This is a genomic window from Streptomyces sp. MAI_2237, assembly GCF_054189285.1.
Map to the genome: position 1 here is coordinate 836,884 of NZ_JAJPGQ010000009.1, position 15,977 is coordinate 852,860.

Genomic DNA, 15,977 nt, shown 5'->3' on the forward strand with positions numbered 1-15,977 from the left:
GCCCGGTCATTCGACCACCCGCAGGGTCGCGGGAATGTTCATGCGCCGCAGGCGACGGGCGGTGAGCAGCGGGGTGAGAGCCACGGCGACGATGCCGAGCAGGAGCGCGGTGAGGTACGTGCCGGGGGCGAGGGTGACGTCGAAGCCGATCTCCGGCATGGTGCGGGCGAGTTGCACCCGGATCATCCAGCGGTCGATGCCCTCGCCGAGCACGATCCCGGCGGCGGTGCCGAGCGTGCCGAGGAGGGCGCTTTCGGCGACGGCCATGCCGAGGACGGTACGGACGGGCAGTCCGAAGGCGAACATGGTGGCGTTCTCGCGGGAGCGTTCGTCGGCGGAGATGCTCGCGGCGTTGAACGCGATCAGCACCGCCAGGGCAAGGGTCACCCCGGCGGCTATGTCGAGGATGCCGGTGAGCTCTCCGACCCCCTCGCGCAGCGCGTCCACGCCCTCGGTGGCCGTCTGCACCCCGGCCACCCCGGGTGTGGCGAAGAGGGTCTGTTCGAGGCGCCCCGGGTCGGTGCCGGGGGCGGGCAGCACCTCGACGGCGTTGGCCGTCGCGGCCAGTCCGAACAGGCCGGCCCGCGACCGGTCGAGGTAGGCCACCGTGCGCAGTGGATCGGGGTGGACGGCGGCCACCGTGACGCGGCTGTCGGTGAGGGTGAACGCCTGTCCCGAGCGCCGGGGGTGACGCAGCAGCAGGAAGTCGCCGGGCCGGACGCCGAGGTCGTGCGCCGCCTTCTCCGAGAGCACCAGGCCGCCGGGGTGGCGGGCGAGGCTGCCCGCGGTGAGGGTGGGCCGCCACACACCGGCGCCGAGGTCGCGCAGTTGGACGATCAGGGACACGCTTTCGCCTTCGGCGCGGCGCGCGGTGGCGGGCACGGTCAGCAGGGGTGTGGCCCTCTCGACGCCGGGCGCGGCGGCGATCGCCCGTACCTGGGCGGAGTCGTCGGCGTGGTAGCCGTCGAGCTGGGTGACGATCCGGCCGGCGCCGCCCCGGTTCGCCTCGTGCTCGCTGTCTCCGAGCATCGCGTCGAAGGAGTCCAGCGTGCCGAAGACGGTGATCATGATGGTGACGGCCGCGCCGATGCCGAGCGAGGTGAGCACCGTCCGGCGCGGGGTGCGCAGCACGTTGCGCAGGGGCAGTTGCCTGTAGCCGCGTCCGGGTACGCGGAGCCGGCGCAGCAGCGGGGCCAGGCCGCCGCCCCGTGCGGCCAGGTGGCCGACCCGGATGGCGTCGACGGGACGGACCCGGACGGCCCGCCACACCGGCCAGGCCACGGCGAGCAGCGGCAGGGCGAAGCCGAGCAGCGCGGCGAGCAGGAAGGTGCGGTACTGGAACGGGGTGTTCCAGACGGGCAGGGGCAGCAGGTCGGTCAGTAGTCCGGCCATGGCCCGGCTGACGACCGTGCCGACGCCGAGTCCGAGCGCGACACCGAGCAGGGCGATCTGCACGCCCAGCAGCATCGGCCGGGCGGCGATGCGGGTCCGGGGCACTCCCAGCGCCATGCCGATGCCGATCTCACGGCGTTGTGCCTCGACGACCCTGCTGGTGAGGTTGAAGGCGCCGAACGCCGCTCCCAGCAGCAACAGCAGCGCGATGATGTCGAAGAACCTGGCGTCGCCGTTGATGTCCTCGTACAGCGCGTGATAGCCGATCTCGTCGGCGCGAACGGTCACGGTGCCGGACAGCGGGGTGGGACCGCTGCCCAGTGCCCGCTCCAGCTGGCCGGCGACCGTTGACGGGTCCGTGCCGGGGGCGAGGGTCAGGACGGCCTCGTCGACCCGGCCCGGGGCGCCGGCCAGTCGCTGCGCGGTGGCGAGGGGCACGAACAGCACGGCGAAGCCGGATTCGCCGATCATGGGGATGCCGCTGTCGGACGCCGGGCTGAAGTAGTCGGGTGCGCTGCCTTGGCCGACGTAGCGGACTGGGGTGCCGCCCGAGATCCGTACGGTGCCGGAGGCGGGCAGGTCGTAGTGGCGGGCGAAGGCGCGCTCGAGCACCGCGACCGCGCGGCCGCTCTCGCCCGCGGCGACCTGCCTGCCCGCGTAGACGTGGACGCGGTCCACGGCTGTGCCGGGGGCCGCTCCCACCAGCCGGCCCGCCACGAGTATCCGGCGCCCGCCGTGCGAGGCGGCGACCTGGGTGGGTACTACGAGGCGTTCGGAGACCGCCCGGACGCGGCCTGCCGACGGTATGCCGGCCACCAGTCGCCGCAGGGTGCCGGCGGGGGCCGTCGTGCCCTTGGTGAGGGTCACCCGCACGTCGTGCATGCGGAGCTTCGCGTAGCTGGCGTCGTAGGACCGGGTGCGCCAGTCGGCGGTGCCGGTGAAGCCCGCGTAGGCGCCGGTTCCCAGGGCGATGGTGAGGGCGATGGCCAGCACCAGCACCCACCGCTGCCGCAGATCCCGCCAGGACCAGCGGAGCCACATCAGCCGGCTCGTCATCAGCGCATCGCCGCCCCACCGCTACCAGTGCAGCTCGGAGACGTCCGCGCGGCCCGCCGACGGCGGGCCGTCGGCGACGACGCGGCCGCTGGAGAGCTCCACCACCCGGTCGGCGACCCGGGAGATCTCCCGGTTGTGCGTCACCACCAGCACCGTCTTGCCCGCCCGGGCCTGCTCCCGCAGCAGCCCCAGGATCTGCACCCCGGTCCGGAAGTCCAGTTCGCCCGTCGGCTCGTCCGCCAGCAGCACCGGGTTGCCGGTGGCCAGCGCCCGGGCGATGGCGACCCGCTGCTGTTCCCCGCCGGACAGTTCGTGCGGGAAGTGCCGCACGCGGTCCCCGAGGCCGACCTGCGCCAGGGTGTCCGCGGCGAGCCCGCCCGCGTCCTTCCGACCGGCCACGTCCGCCCCGAACTGGACGTTCTCCAGGGCGGTGAGGCCGGGAAAGAGGTTGAAGCTCTGAAAGACGAAGCTGACCGTACGACGGCGGAAACGCTGCAGTTCACGGGGGCCGGCGGCGGTGATGTCCCGTCCGGCGATCCGGATGCGGCCCGCGCTCGGCGCGTCGAGCGCCCCCATCAGGTTGAGCAGTGTGGTCTTGCCCGATCCGGAGGGGCCCAGAACGACGACGAACGCGTTCTCGTCCACGTGCAGATCGACGCCGTCCAGCGCCGTGACGGTGGTGCGGCCCACCCGGTAGCGGCGGCACACTCCGTCCAGGTCGATCCTCGTGCCCGTCGCCGCACGGCCGGCCGTCCCGACTGCGGTGTCCACGTCGGCCACCTCCTGACCTCGCTCCCCTTCGGCCCGTGGCGTGCCACCCGCTCTGCGGCCGACGCTATGCCCGTCGACGGCGGCTCCCAAGGGCCGTTGGGCCCGGACGTCATGCCGATGAGCCTCTCGGCAGGAGGCCCGGCCCGCGTCGACGGTCAGCCGCGGCGCGGGACGCGCGACGCCGGGAACCACCGCCCCCGCAGCGCACGCCAGACGTGTTCGGTCAGGATCACGGTGGAGGCGGTCGCCAGGCAGATCGTCCACTGGGCGGCGTCGAGGGAGACGGTGTCGAACACGCCGTGGGCGAACGGCACTTGTACGGCGATGAACTGCAGGACGAGCACGACGGCCAGGCAGCTCCACAGGACGGGGTTGTGCAGCTGGTGGCGGCCCAGGACGGGGCCGTCCTCGCTGCGGGCCGTCAGCGCGTTGCAGAGCTGGTAGAGCACGAAGGTGGTGAACGCCATGGTGGCGGCGGTCGTCTCGTCGGTCAGTCGGCGGGCGGCGGCGAAGACGGCGACCGTGCCGAGGGCCATGACGGCGCCGGAGCGGGTGATGGCGATCAGCCTGCGGGCGTTCAGCATGCGTTCGTCGGGTGCCCGGGGCGGGCGGTCCATGACGTCGGCCCGGGGCGGGTCGACGCCCAGGGCCATGGCGGGCGGCCCGTCCATGATGATGTTGATCCACAGCAGCTGGATCGCGGACATCGGGGCGGGCAGTCCGGCCAGCACGGTGACCAGCAGCGTCATGATGGCGCCGATGTTGGTGGACAGCTGGAAGCGGACGAAGGTCACGATGTTGTCGTAGAGGGAGCGGCCCTCGCGCACCGCTCGGACGATGGTGGAGAAGTCGTCGTCGGTGAGGACCATGTCGGCGGCCTCTTTGGCGACGTCGGTGCCGGTCCCGCCCATCGCGACGCCGATGTGGGCGGCGCGCAGGGCGGCGGCGTCGTTCACGCCGTCACCGGTCATGGCCACGATGTGGCCGCGCCGGGACAGGGCGCGGACGATGGCGACCTTGTGCTCGGGGGCGACGCGCGCGAAGACGCCGATGTCCTCGATGCGGTCGGCGAGTTCCTGCTCGTCGATGCGGGCAAGATCGGTGCCGGTGACGACGTCACCGGTGATGCCGAGTTCACCGGCGACGGCGGCGGCGGTGTCGGCGTGGTCGCCGGTGACCATCTTGACGGCGACGCCGGCGCCCCGGGCGAGGGCGACGGCCTCGCGGGCCTGCGGGCGGGGCGGGTCGGCGATACCGGCGACGGCGGTGAGGGTCAGCCCGGTCACCTCCCGGGCGTCCGCGTGGTCGGCGGTGGCGGCGGCGAGGACCCTCAGGCCCCGGCTGCCCATCCGCCGGGCCGCTTCGGTGACCTCGCGTCGGCGCTCGGCGGTGAGGGGCACGGGGCCGTGTTCGGTCAGGACGTCGGTGCACCGGTCCAGGAGGACGTCGACGGCGCCCTTGGCGTGCACTCGGGTACGGCCGCCGGGGCCGGTGTGGAAGGTGGCCATGTACTTGTCGGCGGGGTCGAAGGGCACCTCGCCGTCGCGCGGGGTGCGGGCGCGCAGTTCCTCGACGTCGAGCCCGGACTTGACGGCGAGCACGACCAGGGCGGCCTCGGTGGGGTCGCCGATGGGGCCGTCCGGGGTGAGGCGGGCGTCGTTGCACAGCGCGAACGGCCGCACCGCGTCGAGCAGTTCGGCCGGCCGCCCGGGTTCGCTGGAGCGGACGGTGCCGGCGGTGCCGTATCCCTCGCCGGTGACGTCGTAGTGGCGGCCGGCCGCCCACAGCGCGCGGGCGGTCATCTCGTTCAGGGTCAGGGTGCCGGTCTTGTCGCTGCACACCACGGTCGCGGAGCCGAGTGCCTCGACCGAGGCCAGGCGTTTGACGATGGCGCCATGGCCGGCCATGCGGTAGACGCCCAGGGCGAGGGTGAGGGCGATGACGGCGGGCAGCCCCTCGGGGATCGCGGCGACCGCCAGAGCCACGGCACGCAGGGCCAGGTCCGCCAGGTCCTCGCCGCGGATCAGGGCGACGAGCGCATAGGCGGCCACGGCGACACCGCTGACCAGGGCCAGGCGCCGGCCCAGACTGTCCATCTGGACCGTCAGCGGGCTGGGCGGTTCGTCCTCGGTGCGCAGTGCCTCGGCGATGGCCCCGACCTCGGTGCGCATGCCGGTGGCGGTGACGATCATCTCGGCGCGGCCCCGGGTCAGCGCGGTGTTCAGGAAGAGCATGCCGGTGCGCTCCGCGACGGGGACGGCCTCTTCCCCGGCGGCACTCGGCGCCGTGGTCTTGGCGACCGGCTGGGACTCTCCGGTCAGCGCGGCCTCGGCGGCCTCGACCGACGCGGCGACCACGAGACGGCCGTCGGCGGGGACGCGGTCGCCCGCTTCCAGCAGCACGATGTCGCCGGGCACCAGGACGCGGGCGGGCACCTCCCTCACCCGGCCGTCGCGGCGCACCCGGGCGGTGGGCACCAGCATCTGCCGCAGGGCCTCCAGGCTGCGCTCGGCCCGGCGTTCCTGCAGGTAGCCGAGGACGGCGTTGATGAGCAGGACGATGGCGACGACGACGGCGTCCCTGATGTCGCCGATGATCCCGGCGACGACGGCCGCGGCGAGCAGGACGCCGATCAGGAAGCTGCGGAACTGGTCCAGCAGGCGCAGCCACTGGGAGCGGCGGGCGGGTTCGGCCAGTTCGTTGGCGCCCCATGCCCGGGCGCGTCGTCCGGCGTCGGCCGTGGTCAGGCCGAGAGCCGGGTTCACCCCCAGCAGGGCGGCCACCTCGTCGCCCTCCCGCCGGTGGGCGTCGGTCACCGGTTCGGCGAGGGTCTCGTGGAGCGCCGGCGTGGACGGTGCCTGCTGAGGCATGGTCACTCCTTGCCACGGACGACGGTGACGGGGCAGTGGGCGTGGTGCAGCAGGGCCTGGCTGACCGAACCGAGCAGCAGTCCGCCGAAGCCGCCGCGGCCCCGGGCCCCGACCACCATCAGCTGGGCCTCCCGGCCGGCGTCGATCAGGGCGGGGCGGATCCGGGAGCGCACCAGGCGCCGCTCGACGGTGAGGTGCGGCCGGCCCCGAAGGCCGCGGGCGACCGTCTCGTCCAGCAGGCGCTGCTCGACGTCACGCAGGTGGTCGACGTCCGACACGACGGCGATCGGCGGGTCGCCGGGATCCTCGTGGGCGCGCGCACTCCAGGTGTTCCACACGTGCAGTGCCAGCAGGGGTGCGTCGCGCAGGGCCGCCTGTGCGAAGGCGAACTCCACCGCCGCCTCCCCCGCCGGGGAGCCGTCCACCGCCAGCAGCACCGGGCCGGCCGGGGCCGGGCGACCGCGTACCACCATCACGGGACAGCGGCCGTGAGCGGCCAGCTGCACCGCCGTCGAGCCCAGCAGCAGCCCGGCGAACGCGGACCGCCCGCGGCCGCCGACCACCACCAGTGCCGCCGACCGGGAGGCGACCTCCAGCACTTCGAGCGGCTCGCCGGCCACCACCGACGGCAGGACGTCGATGTCCGGCGCCGCCTCGTACGCCCGTTCCTCGGCACGTGCCAGCACTCCTTGCACCAGGGGCTCCAGCAGGGGGTCGAACGGCGGCCAGGGCGCCGCGCCGGGCGGCGGGAACGGTACGGGACGGTCCGCGGCGTACACGATCCGCAGGGGCGCGCCGCGAAGGTGCGCCTCGCGGGCCGCCACGTCGACCGCGCTGAGGCTGGAGGCGGAGCCGTCCACTCCGACGACCACCGGATCACTCATGGCGCGCTCCCGTCCCGCAGGATCACCGAGGAGCCGACGCTCCCGGCTACCGCCTCCCAGCTTCGCCGCGGCCGGCGCCCACGGGCAGGGGCCGTCCGACCGCCACGGGGACCGGTCGGCCCCCTGCGGCGCCGACGCGCGAGAGGCCCGCCGAGGCTCCCGAGCCGGCGCAGGCGGGTGTCAGTGGTGTGCGTCCTCCGCGCGGACCACCGCCACCGGGCAGTGCGCGTGATGCAGCAGGGCCTGGCTGACGGACCCCAGCAGCAGGCCCGCGAACCCGCCGCGGCCCCGGGCCCCGACCACCGTCAGCTGGGCGGACCGGCTTGCCTCGATCAGCGTCTCGCGCGTCCTGCCGTGCACCACCCGATGCTCCACCTCGACCTCCGGATACCGCTCCCGATGGCCGGCGAGCGCCTCGAACAGCAGCCGCTCCTCCTCGGCGGCCAGCGCGCCCGGCGGGTTCGCGTACGGCAACGACGCGTCCGGTGGCGGAGGCAGCGGCGCGTTCCATGTGGTCCAGGCGTGCACCGCCACCAGACGGGTGTCCCGCAGCGCCGCCTCGGCGAAGGCGAACTCCACGGCCGGCTCACCCGCGGGCGAGCCGTCCACACCCAGCACGACCGGCCCGTCGGCAGCCGGCCCTTCGCGCACCACGAGCACCGGACAGCGGCCGTGCGCCACCAGGTGAACCGCCGTCGATCCCACCAGCAGCCCGACGAACCCGCCCATCCCACGGGACCCGACCACCACCAGCTCGGCGGCGCGCGACTGGGCCTCCAGGACGGTCAGCGGCTCACCGGTCACCACGACATGGCTGACCTCGACCTCCGGTGCCGCCTTGTGCGCGCGCTCCACGGCCTCGTCCACCAGGTGCTCGACCATGTGCCGCATCCCGCCCTCGGGCGGCCCCAGCGGCCACGATCCCAGGGGTACATGGGTCGCGGGCCACACGAACGCGTGCACCACCCGCAGACCGGCCTCGCGCGACCTGGCCTCCCGGGCCGCCGCGTCGACCGCGGCGAGGCTCGAGGCCGAACCGTCGACACCCACGACCACCAGACGGCTCACCACCATGGCTCCCACCTCCAGACATGAGAGCGTCTCCACTGTCAGCCTCACCCGGCGGGCGGCTTAGCCATAGGGCCGTTCGGCCACCACGGCTGCCGATCGGCGCCCAGGGTCTGTCGCTGAGATCAACCCGGCGTCGCGGGCACTGGCCCGCACTCCCCCAGAGGTGGCACCCCCAGCCGCGTTGTCGTCACTCGCCGACTCCCTCCTCTGCCGTGCAGCTGCATGCACCAGACCCCGCTCGGGTCGGCCAGGACGCACCGCCCCCTGCAGCCGACCTGATCCAAACGACAAGCCGTGGCGGTGCTCCTGCTGCGCCGGCCGGAGACTGCCCGCGTAGGCACCGTCCGTGAGCGTGATCCCGACCCAGCCCCGCTTGCCGCAGGCGTCGACTCCCAGGACCTCCATGCCCCCCACCTCGCGCAGGTGGCGCAGACTACCGTGGCCGCTCCGCGTGCCGCTCGGTGATCCAGCGGGCGGCGAGCAGCCCGGAGCCGGCGGTGAGGACGGCGGCCGCGACGACGGTCGCGTTCAGGCCGAAGGCGTCGGCGAGAACGCCCGCGACGAGGGCACCGGCGGCGTAGCCGATGTCGCGCCAGAAGCGATAGGTGCCCAGGGCGTTGGCCCGCCAGCTCGGGTGGGCGTGGTCGGAGACGGAGGCGATGAGGGCGGGGTAGACCATGGCGGTGCCCAGGCCGAGGACGACGGCGGACAGGATGCCGGCCGCCAGCGGCCGCGACAGCAGGACCAGGGCGAGCACGAAGCCGCCGGCCTGGACGAACATGCCGGCGACGATGAGCGGTTTGCGGCCGACCCGGTCGGCGAGGTGACCGGTGGGGATCTGCCCGAGGCCCCAGAGGATGGGGTAGAGGCCCTTGATCAGTCCGACGGCGGCGATGCCGAGGCCGTGGTCGGTGAACAGCAGGGGGAAGACGCCCCAGGTCAGCCCGTCGTTGAGGTTGTTGACGAGTCCGGCTTGGCTGGCGCCGCGCAGGGAACGGTCGTGCCAGGAGGTGCGCGCGAAGACGGCTTTCAGGCCGGTGTCCTCGCGGGCGGGCGCCGGCCGGGTGTGCCGGGCGAGTTCGAGTGCGACGTGGGCGGCGGTGTCGCGGACGACGAGGGAGAGGGCCAGTCCGGCGGCGACGAAGACGACGCCGATGAGTTCGGGGGCCGGGCGCAGCCCGTAAGCGGTGGCGAGGTAGCCGGTGAGCAGGGCGGTGGCGCCGACGGCGGTGTATCCGGCCGCCTCGTTCAGGCCGGTGGCGAGGCCGCGGCGGGCCGGACCGACGAGGTCGATCTTCATGTTCACGGTCATCGACCAGGTCAGGCCCTGGTTGACGCCGAGCAGCACGTTGGCGGCGACGATCCATCCCCAGGAGGGCGCGTAGGCGAGCGCGAAGGGGACGGGAATGCCGAGGAGCCAGCCGGCGACCAGCAGGTGCTTGCGGCGGAAGCGGGCCGTCAGGGCTCCGGCGGCCAGGTTGGTCAGGGCCTTGGTGAGCCCGAAGGCGATGATGAAGGAGAAGACCGCCAGGTCGCTGGTCAGCCCGAAGGTGCGGGCGCCGATGAGCGGGACGGTGGTGCGCTCCAGCCCGACCAGGCCGCCGACGCAGACGTTGACGATGACGAGCAGGGTGAACTGCAGCCGGTTCTCGCGCAGCCCGAGTCGTACGGGGCCGGTTGCGGTGCGGCTCACGGCAGTCCTCCAGGGGCCTTCGGGGGTGTGGCGAGGCGGTCGTCTTCCCGCCTCATCTACACTATTCCATGGAACAATGGAGGATGCCGATGGCGGACGATAGGACGACGGGTGCGAAGGCGCGGCTCTACGACGCGTTCGCGGTCAGCGGCAAGGCGCTGGCCAGCGGAAAGCGTCTGGAACTGCTCGATCTGCTGGCCCAGGGCGAGCGCACCGTCGACGCCCTGGCGAAGGCGGCCGGTCTCCACCTCACGACGGCCTCGGCGCATCTGCAGATCCTGAAGCAGGCCGGATTCGTCGCCACCCGGCGCGAGGGTGTGCGCATTCACTACCGGCTGGCCGGGGACGACGTGGCCCGGCTCTTCGCGCTGCTGCGCGCGGTCGCCGAGCGCCACCAGGCCGCCGTACCCGCCGCCCGGGACGACTACCTGGGTACGGACGGAGCCGGGGAGATGAGCCGCGAGGAGTTGCGCGCCCTCGTGCCGGCGCGAGAAGTGGTGGTGCTGGACGTGCGGCCGCCGGAGGAGTACCTCGCCGGGCACATTCCCGGCGCGCGTTCCATCCCGGTCGGCGAACTGGTCGACCGCATCGACGAGTTGCCGGAGGAGTCGGAGATCGTCGTGTACTGCCGGGGCGAGTACTGTGTGCTGGCCCACGACGCCGTACGGCTGCTCGCCGAGCGTGGACGGCGGGCGATCCGCCTCGCCGACGGCATGCTGGAATGGCGGCTGGCCGACCTGCCCGTCGAGTCGGGGCATCCGGTCTGACCCATGCCGGCGAGGCGTTCTCCTCGAATCTCGTCGAGCGGGATGAGCGACGCCCCGGCGAGCGCCATCATGGGGGCTCGGCGGAGACGTCCGGGAGGCGCCATGGACCGGGAAGTCGTACACGAGGAGCTCCGGCAGGCCGCTGCGGCGTTCCACGCGCTGCTGGACTCGGCGAGCGCCGACGACCTGCGCCGCCGCAGCGACGGGACCCGCTGGACCAACGAGCAGCTGCTCTACCACATGCTGTTCGGCTACCTCGTCGTCCTGGCCCTGCTGCCCCTGGCACGGCTGTTCGGCCGCCTTCCGCCGGGTGCGAGCCGCGCCTGGGCGCGTCTGCTGAACGCCGCGACGCGCCCGTTCGACGTGATCAACTACTGGGGGTCCGTGGTCGGCGCCCGGGTGTACGGCCACCGCCGCATGGGCGCGAAGTTCGACCGCACCGTCGCGGCCCTCTCCCGCCGACTGGATGCCGAGCGGGACACGGAGCCGGCGCGGACGATGCACTTCCCCGTGCGGTGGGACCCGTTCTTCGCGGAGACCATGACCCTCGAGGACGTCTACCGGTATCCCACCCGGCACTTCGACTTCCACCGCGCCCAGCTCACCCTGGGTTCCTCCTCCTGAACTCACTCGTCGGCGATCCAGTGGTCGAAGGCCTCTTGGTGGCGCTCCGAGGCGGCGAGCAGCCGGCCGTACACCTGGCGCGCGTCCGGTGCGGTGAGCCCCGACAGGGCCTTGGTCAGTGCGGCGATGTCGTCGGTCTCGACCGTGCGGCCGGCCTTCAGGGCCGCGTCCAGGCCGTCGTGGCCCTCCTTCAGGAGCCGGTCGTAGGTGGCCTGGACCGCCGGGTCGGCGAAGACCCCGGCCTTGTGTCCCGCGGTCGGGTCGGCGACGTCGTAGCGGTCCAGGAGGGTGCGCACGGCGCTCAGGTGCTGGGTCTCGGCCGCCGCGATGTGCGCGAAGACCGGCGCGTCGTAGCGTCCGGCGAACGCCGTGTACAGGTCGTGCGCGAGCTTCTCCTCCTCGGCCATGCCCGCCAGCGTGGTCTTCTGCGCGGCCGTCAGCGTGCCTCGCGCCGCCAGGCCGGTCCCGGTGCAGGTCCCGTCGTGGTGCCGCATGCCGAGGGCGTCGTCGCCGTGCCCGTGCGCCCGGTGCTCGCCGTACCCCGGCCCGCCGGGCGACATGGTCCGGGCGGCCACCGGTACGGCCCCGCCGCCGGAGTCCGCGGTCACCGGCCCCACCGCCAGCACGCCGCCGACGGCGAGGACACCCGCGGTGACCGCCGTGGCGATCCTCGTGTTGCGCTTCATGGCGAACCTCCTCGACTCGCGGGAACGTCCCTGCCGTTTCCGCACCGTCACCGTCGCGCCCGGCCCTGCAGCCGCCGTGCGCTGCGTGTGGAGACGGGATGGAGACCCGCCCGGAGCCGGTTGGGGCTGTTCGGCCCCTCGCCGGAAGGGGGGCCCGGCACGTAGGTGTGGAACATGGCCGCCACGGTGCTCGTCGTCGAGGACGAGAAGGAGATCCGCGAGCTGTTGCGCCGCTATCTGGAGCGCGCCGGGTACGGGGTGCTGACCACCGGGTCCGGCGCCGAGGCCGTACGGCTGCTCGGCGAGCGGGGCGTCGACCTGGCGCTGCTCGATCTGGGACTGCCGGACGTGGACGGGGAAGAGGTGCTGCGCGAGGCCCACGACCGGGGGGACGTGCCGGTGGTGGTGCTGACCGCGCGCACGAGCGTCGAGGACCGCATCCACGGCCTCCGGCTGGGCGCCGACGACTACGTGACGAAGCCGTTCAGCCCGACCGAGGTGGTGCTGAGGGTGGGTGCGGTGCTGCAGCGGGCGCGCGGAACGGCCGCGGGGGCGGCGCCGGTCCCGTCGTACGGCGGCGGCCGGCTGCGCATCGACGAGACCCGGCACGAGGCGGTCCTGGACGGCACGGCCGTGGAACTGACGCCCACCGAGTGGGGCCTGCTGACCACGCTGGCCGCGGTGCCGGGCCGGGTGTACTCGCGCTACGAACTGGTCAACCGGGTGCGGGGTTACGAGTTCGCCGGGTACGAGCGGACGATCGACTCCCATGTGAAGAACCTCCGGCACAAGCTCGGGGCCCGCGGTCCCGAGCTGGTGGAGACGGTGCTGGGCGTGGGTTACCGGCTGGGGTGGTCCCGTGACCCGTGAACCCTCGACCGCCGGTTCGGGCGGGCTCGGCCCCCTCGGCCGCCGCCTGTTCGCCGCCTTCGCCGTGGTCGCGCTGGCGTCCGTGGCCCTGCTGACGGCCGCGGCGGTCGTCGGCGCCGGGCGCGGACTCAGCAACGCCCATCAGGCCGACCGGCAGCGCACCGCCACCCGCGTCGCCGCGGCAGCCGCCGACGCCTACCGGGCCGCGGGCGGCTGGTCCACGGCGGATCTGTCGGCGGCGCGCTCCATCGCCGCCGGCGCGGGAGCGGTGCTCACGGTCCGCGACACGGAGGGCGAGATGATGCCCGGCGGCTCCGGGAACGGAGACGGCTCCCCCTCAGGCGATGACCCCGGCTCCGGCAACGGCTCCCGCACCGGTGCCGGGTCCGAGGACGGTCACGGCATGACCGGTTCGGGGCACGGGCAGCACGGGCAGGGCAGCGGCTCGGGACCCGGCGCGAGCGCGGGCGTCGTGGTGGACGGCCGCACCGTCGGCTCGGTGCATCTCGTCTTCGCGGCCGGCTCCGGGTCCGCCGGCCTGTCCGTCGCCTGGGGCTGGGTCGCCGCCGCGGCCGCCGGTGCGCTGGTCCTGGCGCTGGCCGTGAGCTGGTTCGTCACCCGGCGCCTGACCGCGCCGGTGGTCCGGGTGGCCGCGACCGCCCGGGCGCTGGCCGCCGGGGACCGCGCCGCGCGCACCCACGTCGACGCGCCCGGCGAACTCGGCGAACTCGCCGCCGCCTTCGACGCCATGGCGGACGACGTCTCCCACGCCGAGCAGGCCCGTCACCGGCTCGCCGCGGACGTCGCGCACGAGCTGCGCACGCCTCTGGCCTCCCTGCAGGCAGGACTGGAGGAGCTGCGCGACGGCTACGCCGACCCCTCGGCCCGGCGCCTGGCCTCCCTGCACGACCAGGCACTGCGCCTGGGGCGGATCGTCGGCGATCTCGGAGAGCTGGCGGAGGCCGAGTCGGCCCGGCTGTCGCTGCGGCCGACCGAAGTGGATCTGACCGCGCTGGCCTTGGAGGCCGTGGCCGAGCGGGAGGCCGAACTACGCACCGCCGGACTGACCGTCCGCACCGACCCGGGCCCCTCTCCCCTGCCGGTCCGCGCGGACGCCGACCGGCTGCACCAGGCCCTCGGCAATCTGCTGAGCAACACCGCCCGCCACTGCCGTCCCGGCGACACCGTCACCGTCACGACCTCCGCCACGCCCGCCGAGGCGGTCGTCGAGGTGGCCGACACCGGGCCGGGCATTCCCGCCGACGAACTGCCCCATGTCTTCGACCGGCTCTGGCGCGGAGCGCGCGCTCGCGCCGGCGGGGGCAGCGGGATCGGACTCGCCGTCGTCAAGGAGCTCGTCACCGCCCACGGCGGCACCGTCGCCGCGGCCTCCGGCCCGGACGGCGGGACGCGGATGACCCTGCGGCTGCCCAGGGTCGCGTCCCGGAGCGGCTCGCGACTCCTCCGTGGACCCGCCGAGCCGCGGGTTGCCTCCCGGGCAAATACCCCCAGGGGTATTTGACGCTCCCCCTCGGAGCCCCGTACTCTCGCCGACAAGACACCCCCGGGGGTATTTGAGGAGGCAACGACATGGCCCGTGAGGCAACAGTCGACGAGCTGGCGTCCGCCTGGGACGGCGGCGGGCTCGTCATCGACGTACGAGAGCCCGACGAGTACGCGGCCGGGCACGTCCCGGGCGCCCGCCTGATGCCCCTGCGGACCGTGCCCTCCGGGTGCGACGAACTGCCGGTCGGCTGCCCGGTGTTCGTCATCTGCGCCAGCGGCAACCGCAGCAAGAGCGCCGCCGACTGGATGACCGCCCGCGGCATCGACGCCTACTCCGTGGCCGGCGGGACCGCCGCCTGGGCCCGCGGCGGCCGTCCGATCGCCGTCGGCCCCGCCGAACGCGCGGCCTGACACCCGTCCCGAACCCGCACCGAACCCGCACCACCGGCCCACCGGAAAGGAGCACCGCCTTGGCCGCCATCCCCTCGTCCGACGCACCGCTCGACGGCCGTCACCGCGTCGCCGTCATCGGCGGAGGCAGCGCCGGGATCAGCGTCGCAGCCCGCCTCAGGCGTGCCGGCGTCACCGACATCACCCTGATCGAACCGTCCGACACCCACTGGTACCAGCCGCTGTGGACCCTCGTAGGCGGCGGCCAGGCCCCCCTCAGCACCACCCGGCGTCCCGAGGGCTCCGTCATACCCGACGGCGTCCGCTGGATCCGCCGCCGCGCGGTGGCCGTGGACGCCGACGCCCGTACGGTGCGACTGTCCGGCGGCGCCGAGCTGACCTACGAGTACCTGGTCATGGCACCGGGCATCCAGCTCGACTGGAACGGCGTACCGGGCCTGGCCGAGGCGGTCGGGCACGACGTGGTCAGCAGCAACTACCTGCCCGAGTACGCCCCGCGCACCTGGGACCTGATCAAGCGGATGCGGTCCGGCACGGCCGTGTTCACCCACCCGGCCACCCCGCTGAAGTGCGGCGGCGCCCCGCAGAAGATCGCCTACCTGGCCGCCGACCACTGGCGCCGCAAGAAGGTCCTCGACGACATCCGCGTCGTCCTCGTCATCCCCGACCCCGCCATGTTCAAGGTGCCCGCCTGGTCGCAGGTGCTGGAGAAGGTCGCCGCCCGCTACGGCATCGAGGTGCGGTTGCGCTCCGAGATGACGGCCGTCGAGGGCGACGCCCGCGAACTGACCGTCACCGACCACGCGAACGGCACCAAGGAGACGCTCGGCTACGACTTCCTGCACGCCGTGCCCCCGCAGAGCGCCCCCGACTGGGTCAAGGAGAGCCCGCTCGCCGACCCCGCCAGCCCGCAGGGCTTCGTCGCGGCCGACAAGCACACCCTCCGGCACCCGGTCCACGGCAACGTCTTCGCCGTCGGCGACGTGGCGAACCTGCCGACCTCCAAGACCGGCGCGGCCGTGCGCAAGCAGGCCCCGGTGGTGGCAGGCAACCTGCTGGACGTCATGAACGGCCGCTCTCCGTCCCACCGTTACGACGGCTACACGTCCTGCCCGCTGGTGACCGCCCGGGACCGGATGCTGCTCGCCGAGTTCGACTACGACCTCAAGCCCACCCCGACGTTCCCGCTGCTCGACCCGTTCAAGGAACGGCGCACCATGTGGCTGTTCAAGCGGTACGGACTGCCGCCCGTCTACTGGCGCGGCATGCTCACCGGCCGTCTGTGACCGGTCGGCCCGGGCATCCCCCGGCCCGGGCCGACCACCGCCCCGCCCGCCGCGACCCTGTGTCCAGGGCGCACCAGACTCTCTTGCATA

The 15,977-nt window shown here is 74.0% G+C and carries 13 protein-coding genes; 6 read left to right on the forward strand and 7 right to left on the reverse strand.

The genetic code is table 11. The annotated features are described in order from the left end of the window. Window positions 1-6: 6 nt before the first annotated feature. The 6 genes from LN251_RS39205 to LN251_RS39230 form a co-directional block, all read right to left on the reverse strand. On the reverse strand, window positions 7-2,448 hold the full coding sequence (locus LN251_RS39205) for an ABC transporter permease (protein ID WP_458248915.1): 2,442 nt from the start codon (window positions 2,446-2,448) through the stop codon (window positions 7-9). 21 nt (window positions 2,449-2,469) lie between these two features. After that, window positions 2,470-3,219, reverse strand: a complete 750-nt coding sequence (locus tag LN251_RS39210; RefSeq protein ID WP_458248916.1) for an ABC transporter ATP-binding protein — start codon at window positions 3,217-3,219, stop codon at window positions 2,470-2,472. A 155-nt stretch (window positions 3,220-3,374) separates the two neighbouring features. Next, a complete protein-coding gene (locus LN251_RS39215) occupies window positions 3,375-6,089 on the reverse strand; it encodes a cation-translocating P-type ATPase (RefSeq protein WP_458248917.1) in 2,715 nt (904 codons plus the stop codon). Between the two features lie 2 nt (window positions 6,090-6,091). Further along, complete coding sequence (locus LN251_RS39220) at window positions 6,092-6,973, reverse strand: universal stress protein (RefSeq protein ID WP_458248918.1); 882 nt, start codon at window positions 6,971-6,973, stop codon at window positions 6,092-6,094. A gap of 180 nt (window positions 6,974-7,153) precedes the next feature. Further along, complete coding sequence (locus tag LN251_RS39225; RefSeq protein ID WP_458249523.1) at window positions 7,154-8,041, reverse strand: universal stress protein; 888 nt, start codon at window positions 8,039-8,041, stop codon at window positions 7,154-7,156. Between the two features lie 436 nt (window positions 8,042-8,477). Continuing rightward, complete coding sequence (locus LN251_RS39230) at window positions 8,478-9,737, reverse strand: MFS transporter (RefSeq protein ID WP_458248919.1); 1,260 nt, start codon at window positions 9,735-9,737, stop codon at window positions 8,478-8,480. A gap of 89 nt (window positions 9,738-9,826) precedes the next feature. On the opposite strand from LN251_RS39230, the gene LN251_RS39235 reads away from it, so the two are divergent. Both LN251_RS39235 and LN251_RS39240 read left to right on the forward strand, forming a co-directional pair. Further along, window positions 9,827-10,504 carry an ArsR/SmtB family transcription factor gene (locus LN251_RS39235; RefSeq protein WP_458248920.1) on the forward strand — a complete coding sequence of 226 codons (678 nt, stop codon included), beginning with the start codon at window positions 9,827-9,829 and terminating at the stop codon, window positions 10,502-10,504. Between the two features lie 102 nt (window positions 10,505-10,606). After that, window positions 10,607-11,128, forward strand: a complete 522-nt coding sequence (locus tag LN251_RS39240; protein WP_458248921.1) for a DinB family protein — start codon at window positions 10,607-10,609, stop codon at window positions 11,126-11,128. Between the two features lie 2 nt (window positions 11,129-11,130). Here the strand turns inward: LN251_RS39240 and LN251_RS39245 are convergent, their stop codons facing one another. Beyond that, a complete protein-coding gene (locus LN251_RS39245; protein ID WP_458248922.1) occupies window positions 11,131-11,814 on the reverse strand; it encodes a DUF2202 domain-containing protein in 684 nt (227 codons plus the stop codon). Between the two features lie 174 nt (window positions 11,815-11,988). Here LN251_RS39245 and LN251_RS39250 point away from each other — a divergent pair, with 174 nt between their 5' ends. The 4 genes from LN251_RS39250 to LN251_RS39265 all read left to right on the forward strand — a co-directional run bounded on the left by LN251_RS39250 (window position 11,989) and on the right by LN251_RS39265 (window position 15,887). Next, a complete protein-coding gene (locus tag LN251_RS39250) occupies window positions 11,989-12,684 on the forward strand; it encodes a response regulator transcription factor (protein WP_458248923.1) in 696 nt (231 codons plus the stop codon). Further along, on the forward strand, window positions 12,674-14,206 hold the full coding sequence (locus tag LN251_RS39255; protein WP_458248924.1) for a sensor histidine kinase: 1,533 nt from the start codon (window positions 12,674-12,676) through the stop codon (window positions 14,204-14,206). The genes LN251_RS39250 and LN251_RS39255 overlap by 11 nt, the downstream gene beginning before the upstream one ends. A gap of 68 nt (window positions 14,207-14,274) precedes the next feature. Further along, window positions 14,275-14,601, forward strand: coding sequence for a rhodanese-like domain-containing protein (locus LN251_RS39260; protein WP_458248925.1), 327 nt, complete (start codon window positions 14,275-14,277; stop codon window positions 14,599-14,601). Between the two features lie 59 nt (window positions 14,602-14,660). Further along, window positions 14,661-15,887 carry an FAD-dependent oxidoreductase gene (locus tag LN251_RS39265; RefSeq protein WP_458248926.1) on the forward strand — a complete coding sequence of 409 codons (1,227 nt, stop codon included), beginning with the start codon at window positions 14,661-14,663 and terminating at the stop codon, window positions 15,885-15,887. Window positions 15,888-15,977 lie beyond the last annotated feature (90 nt).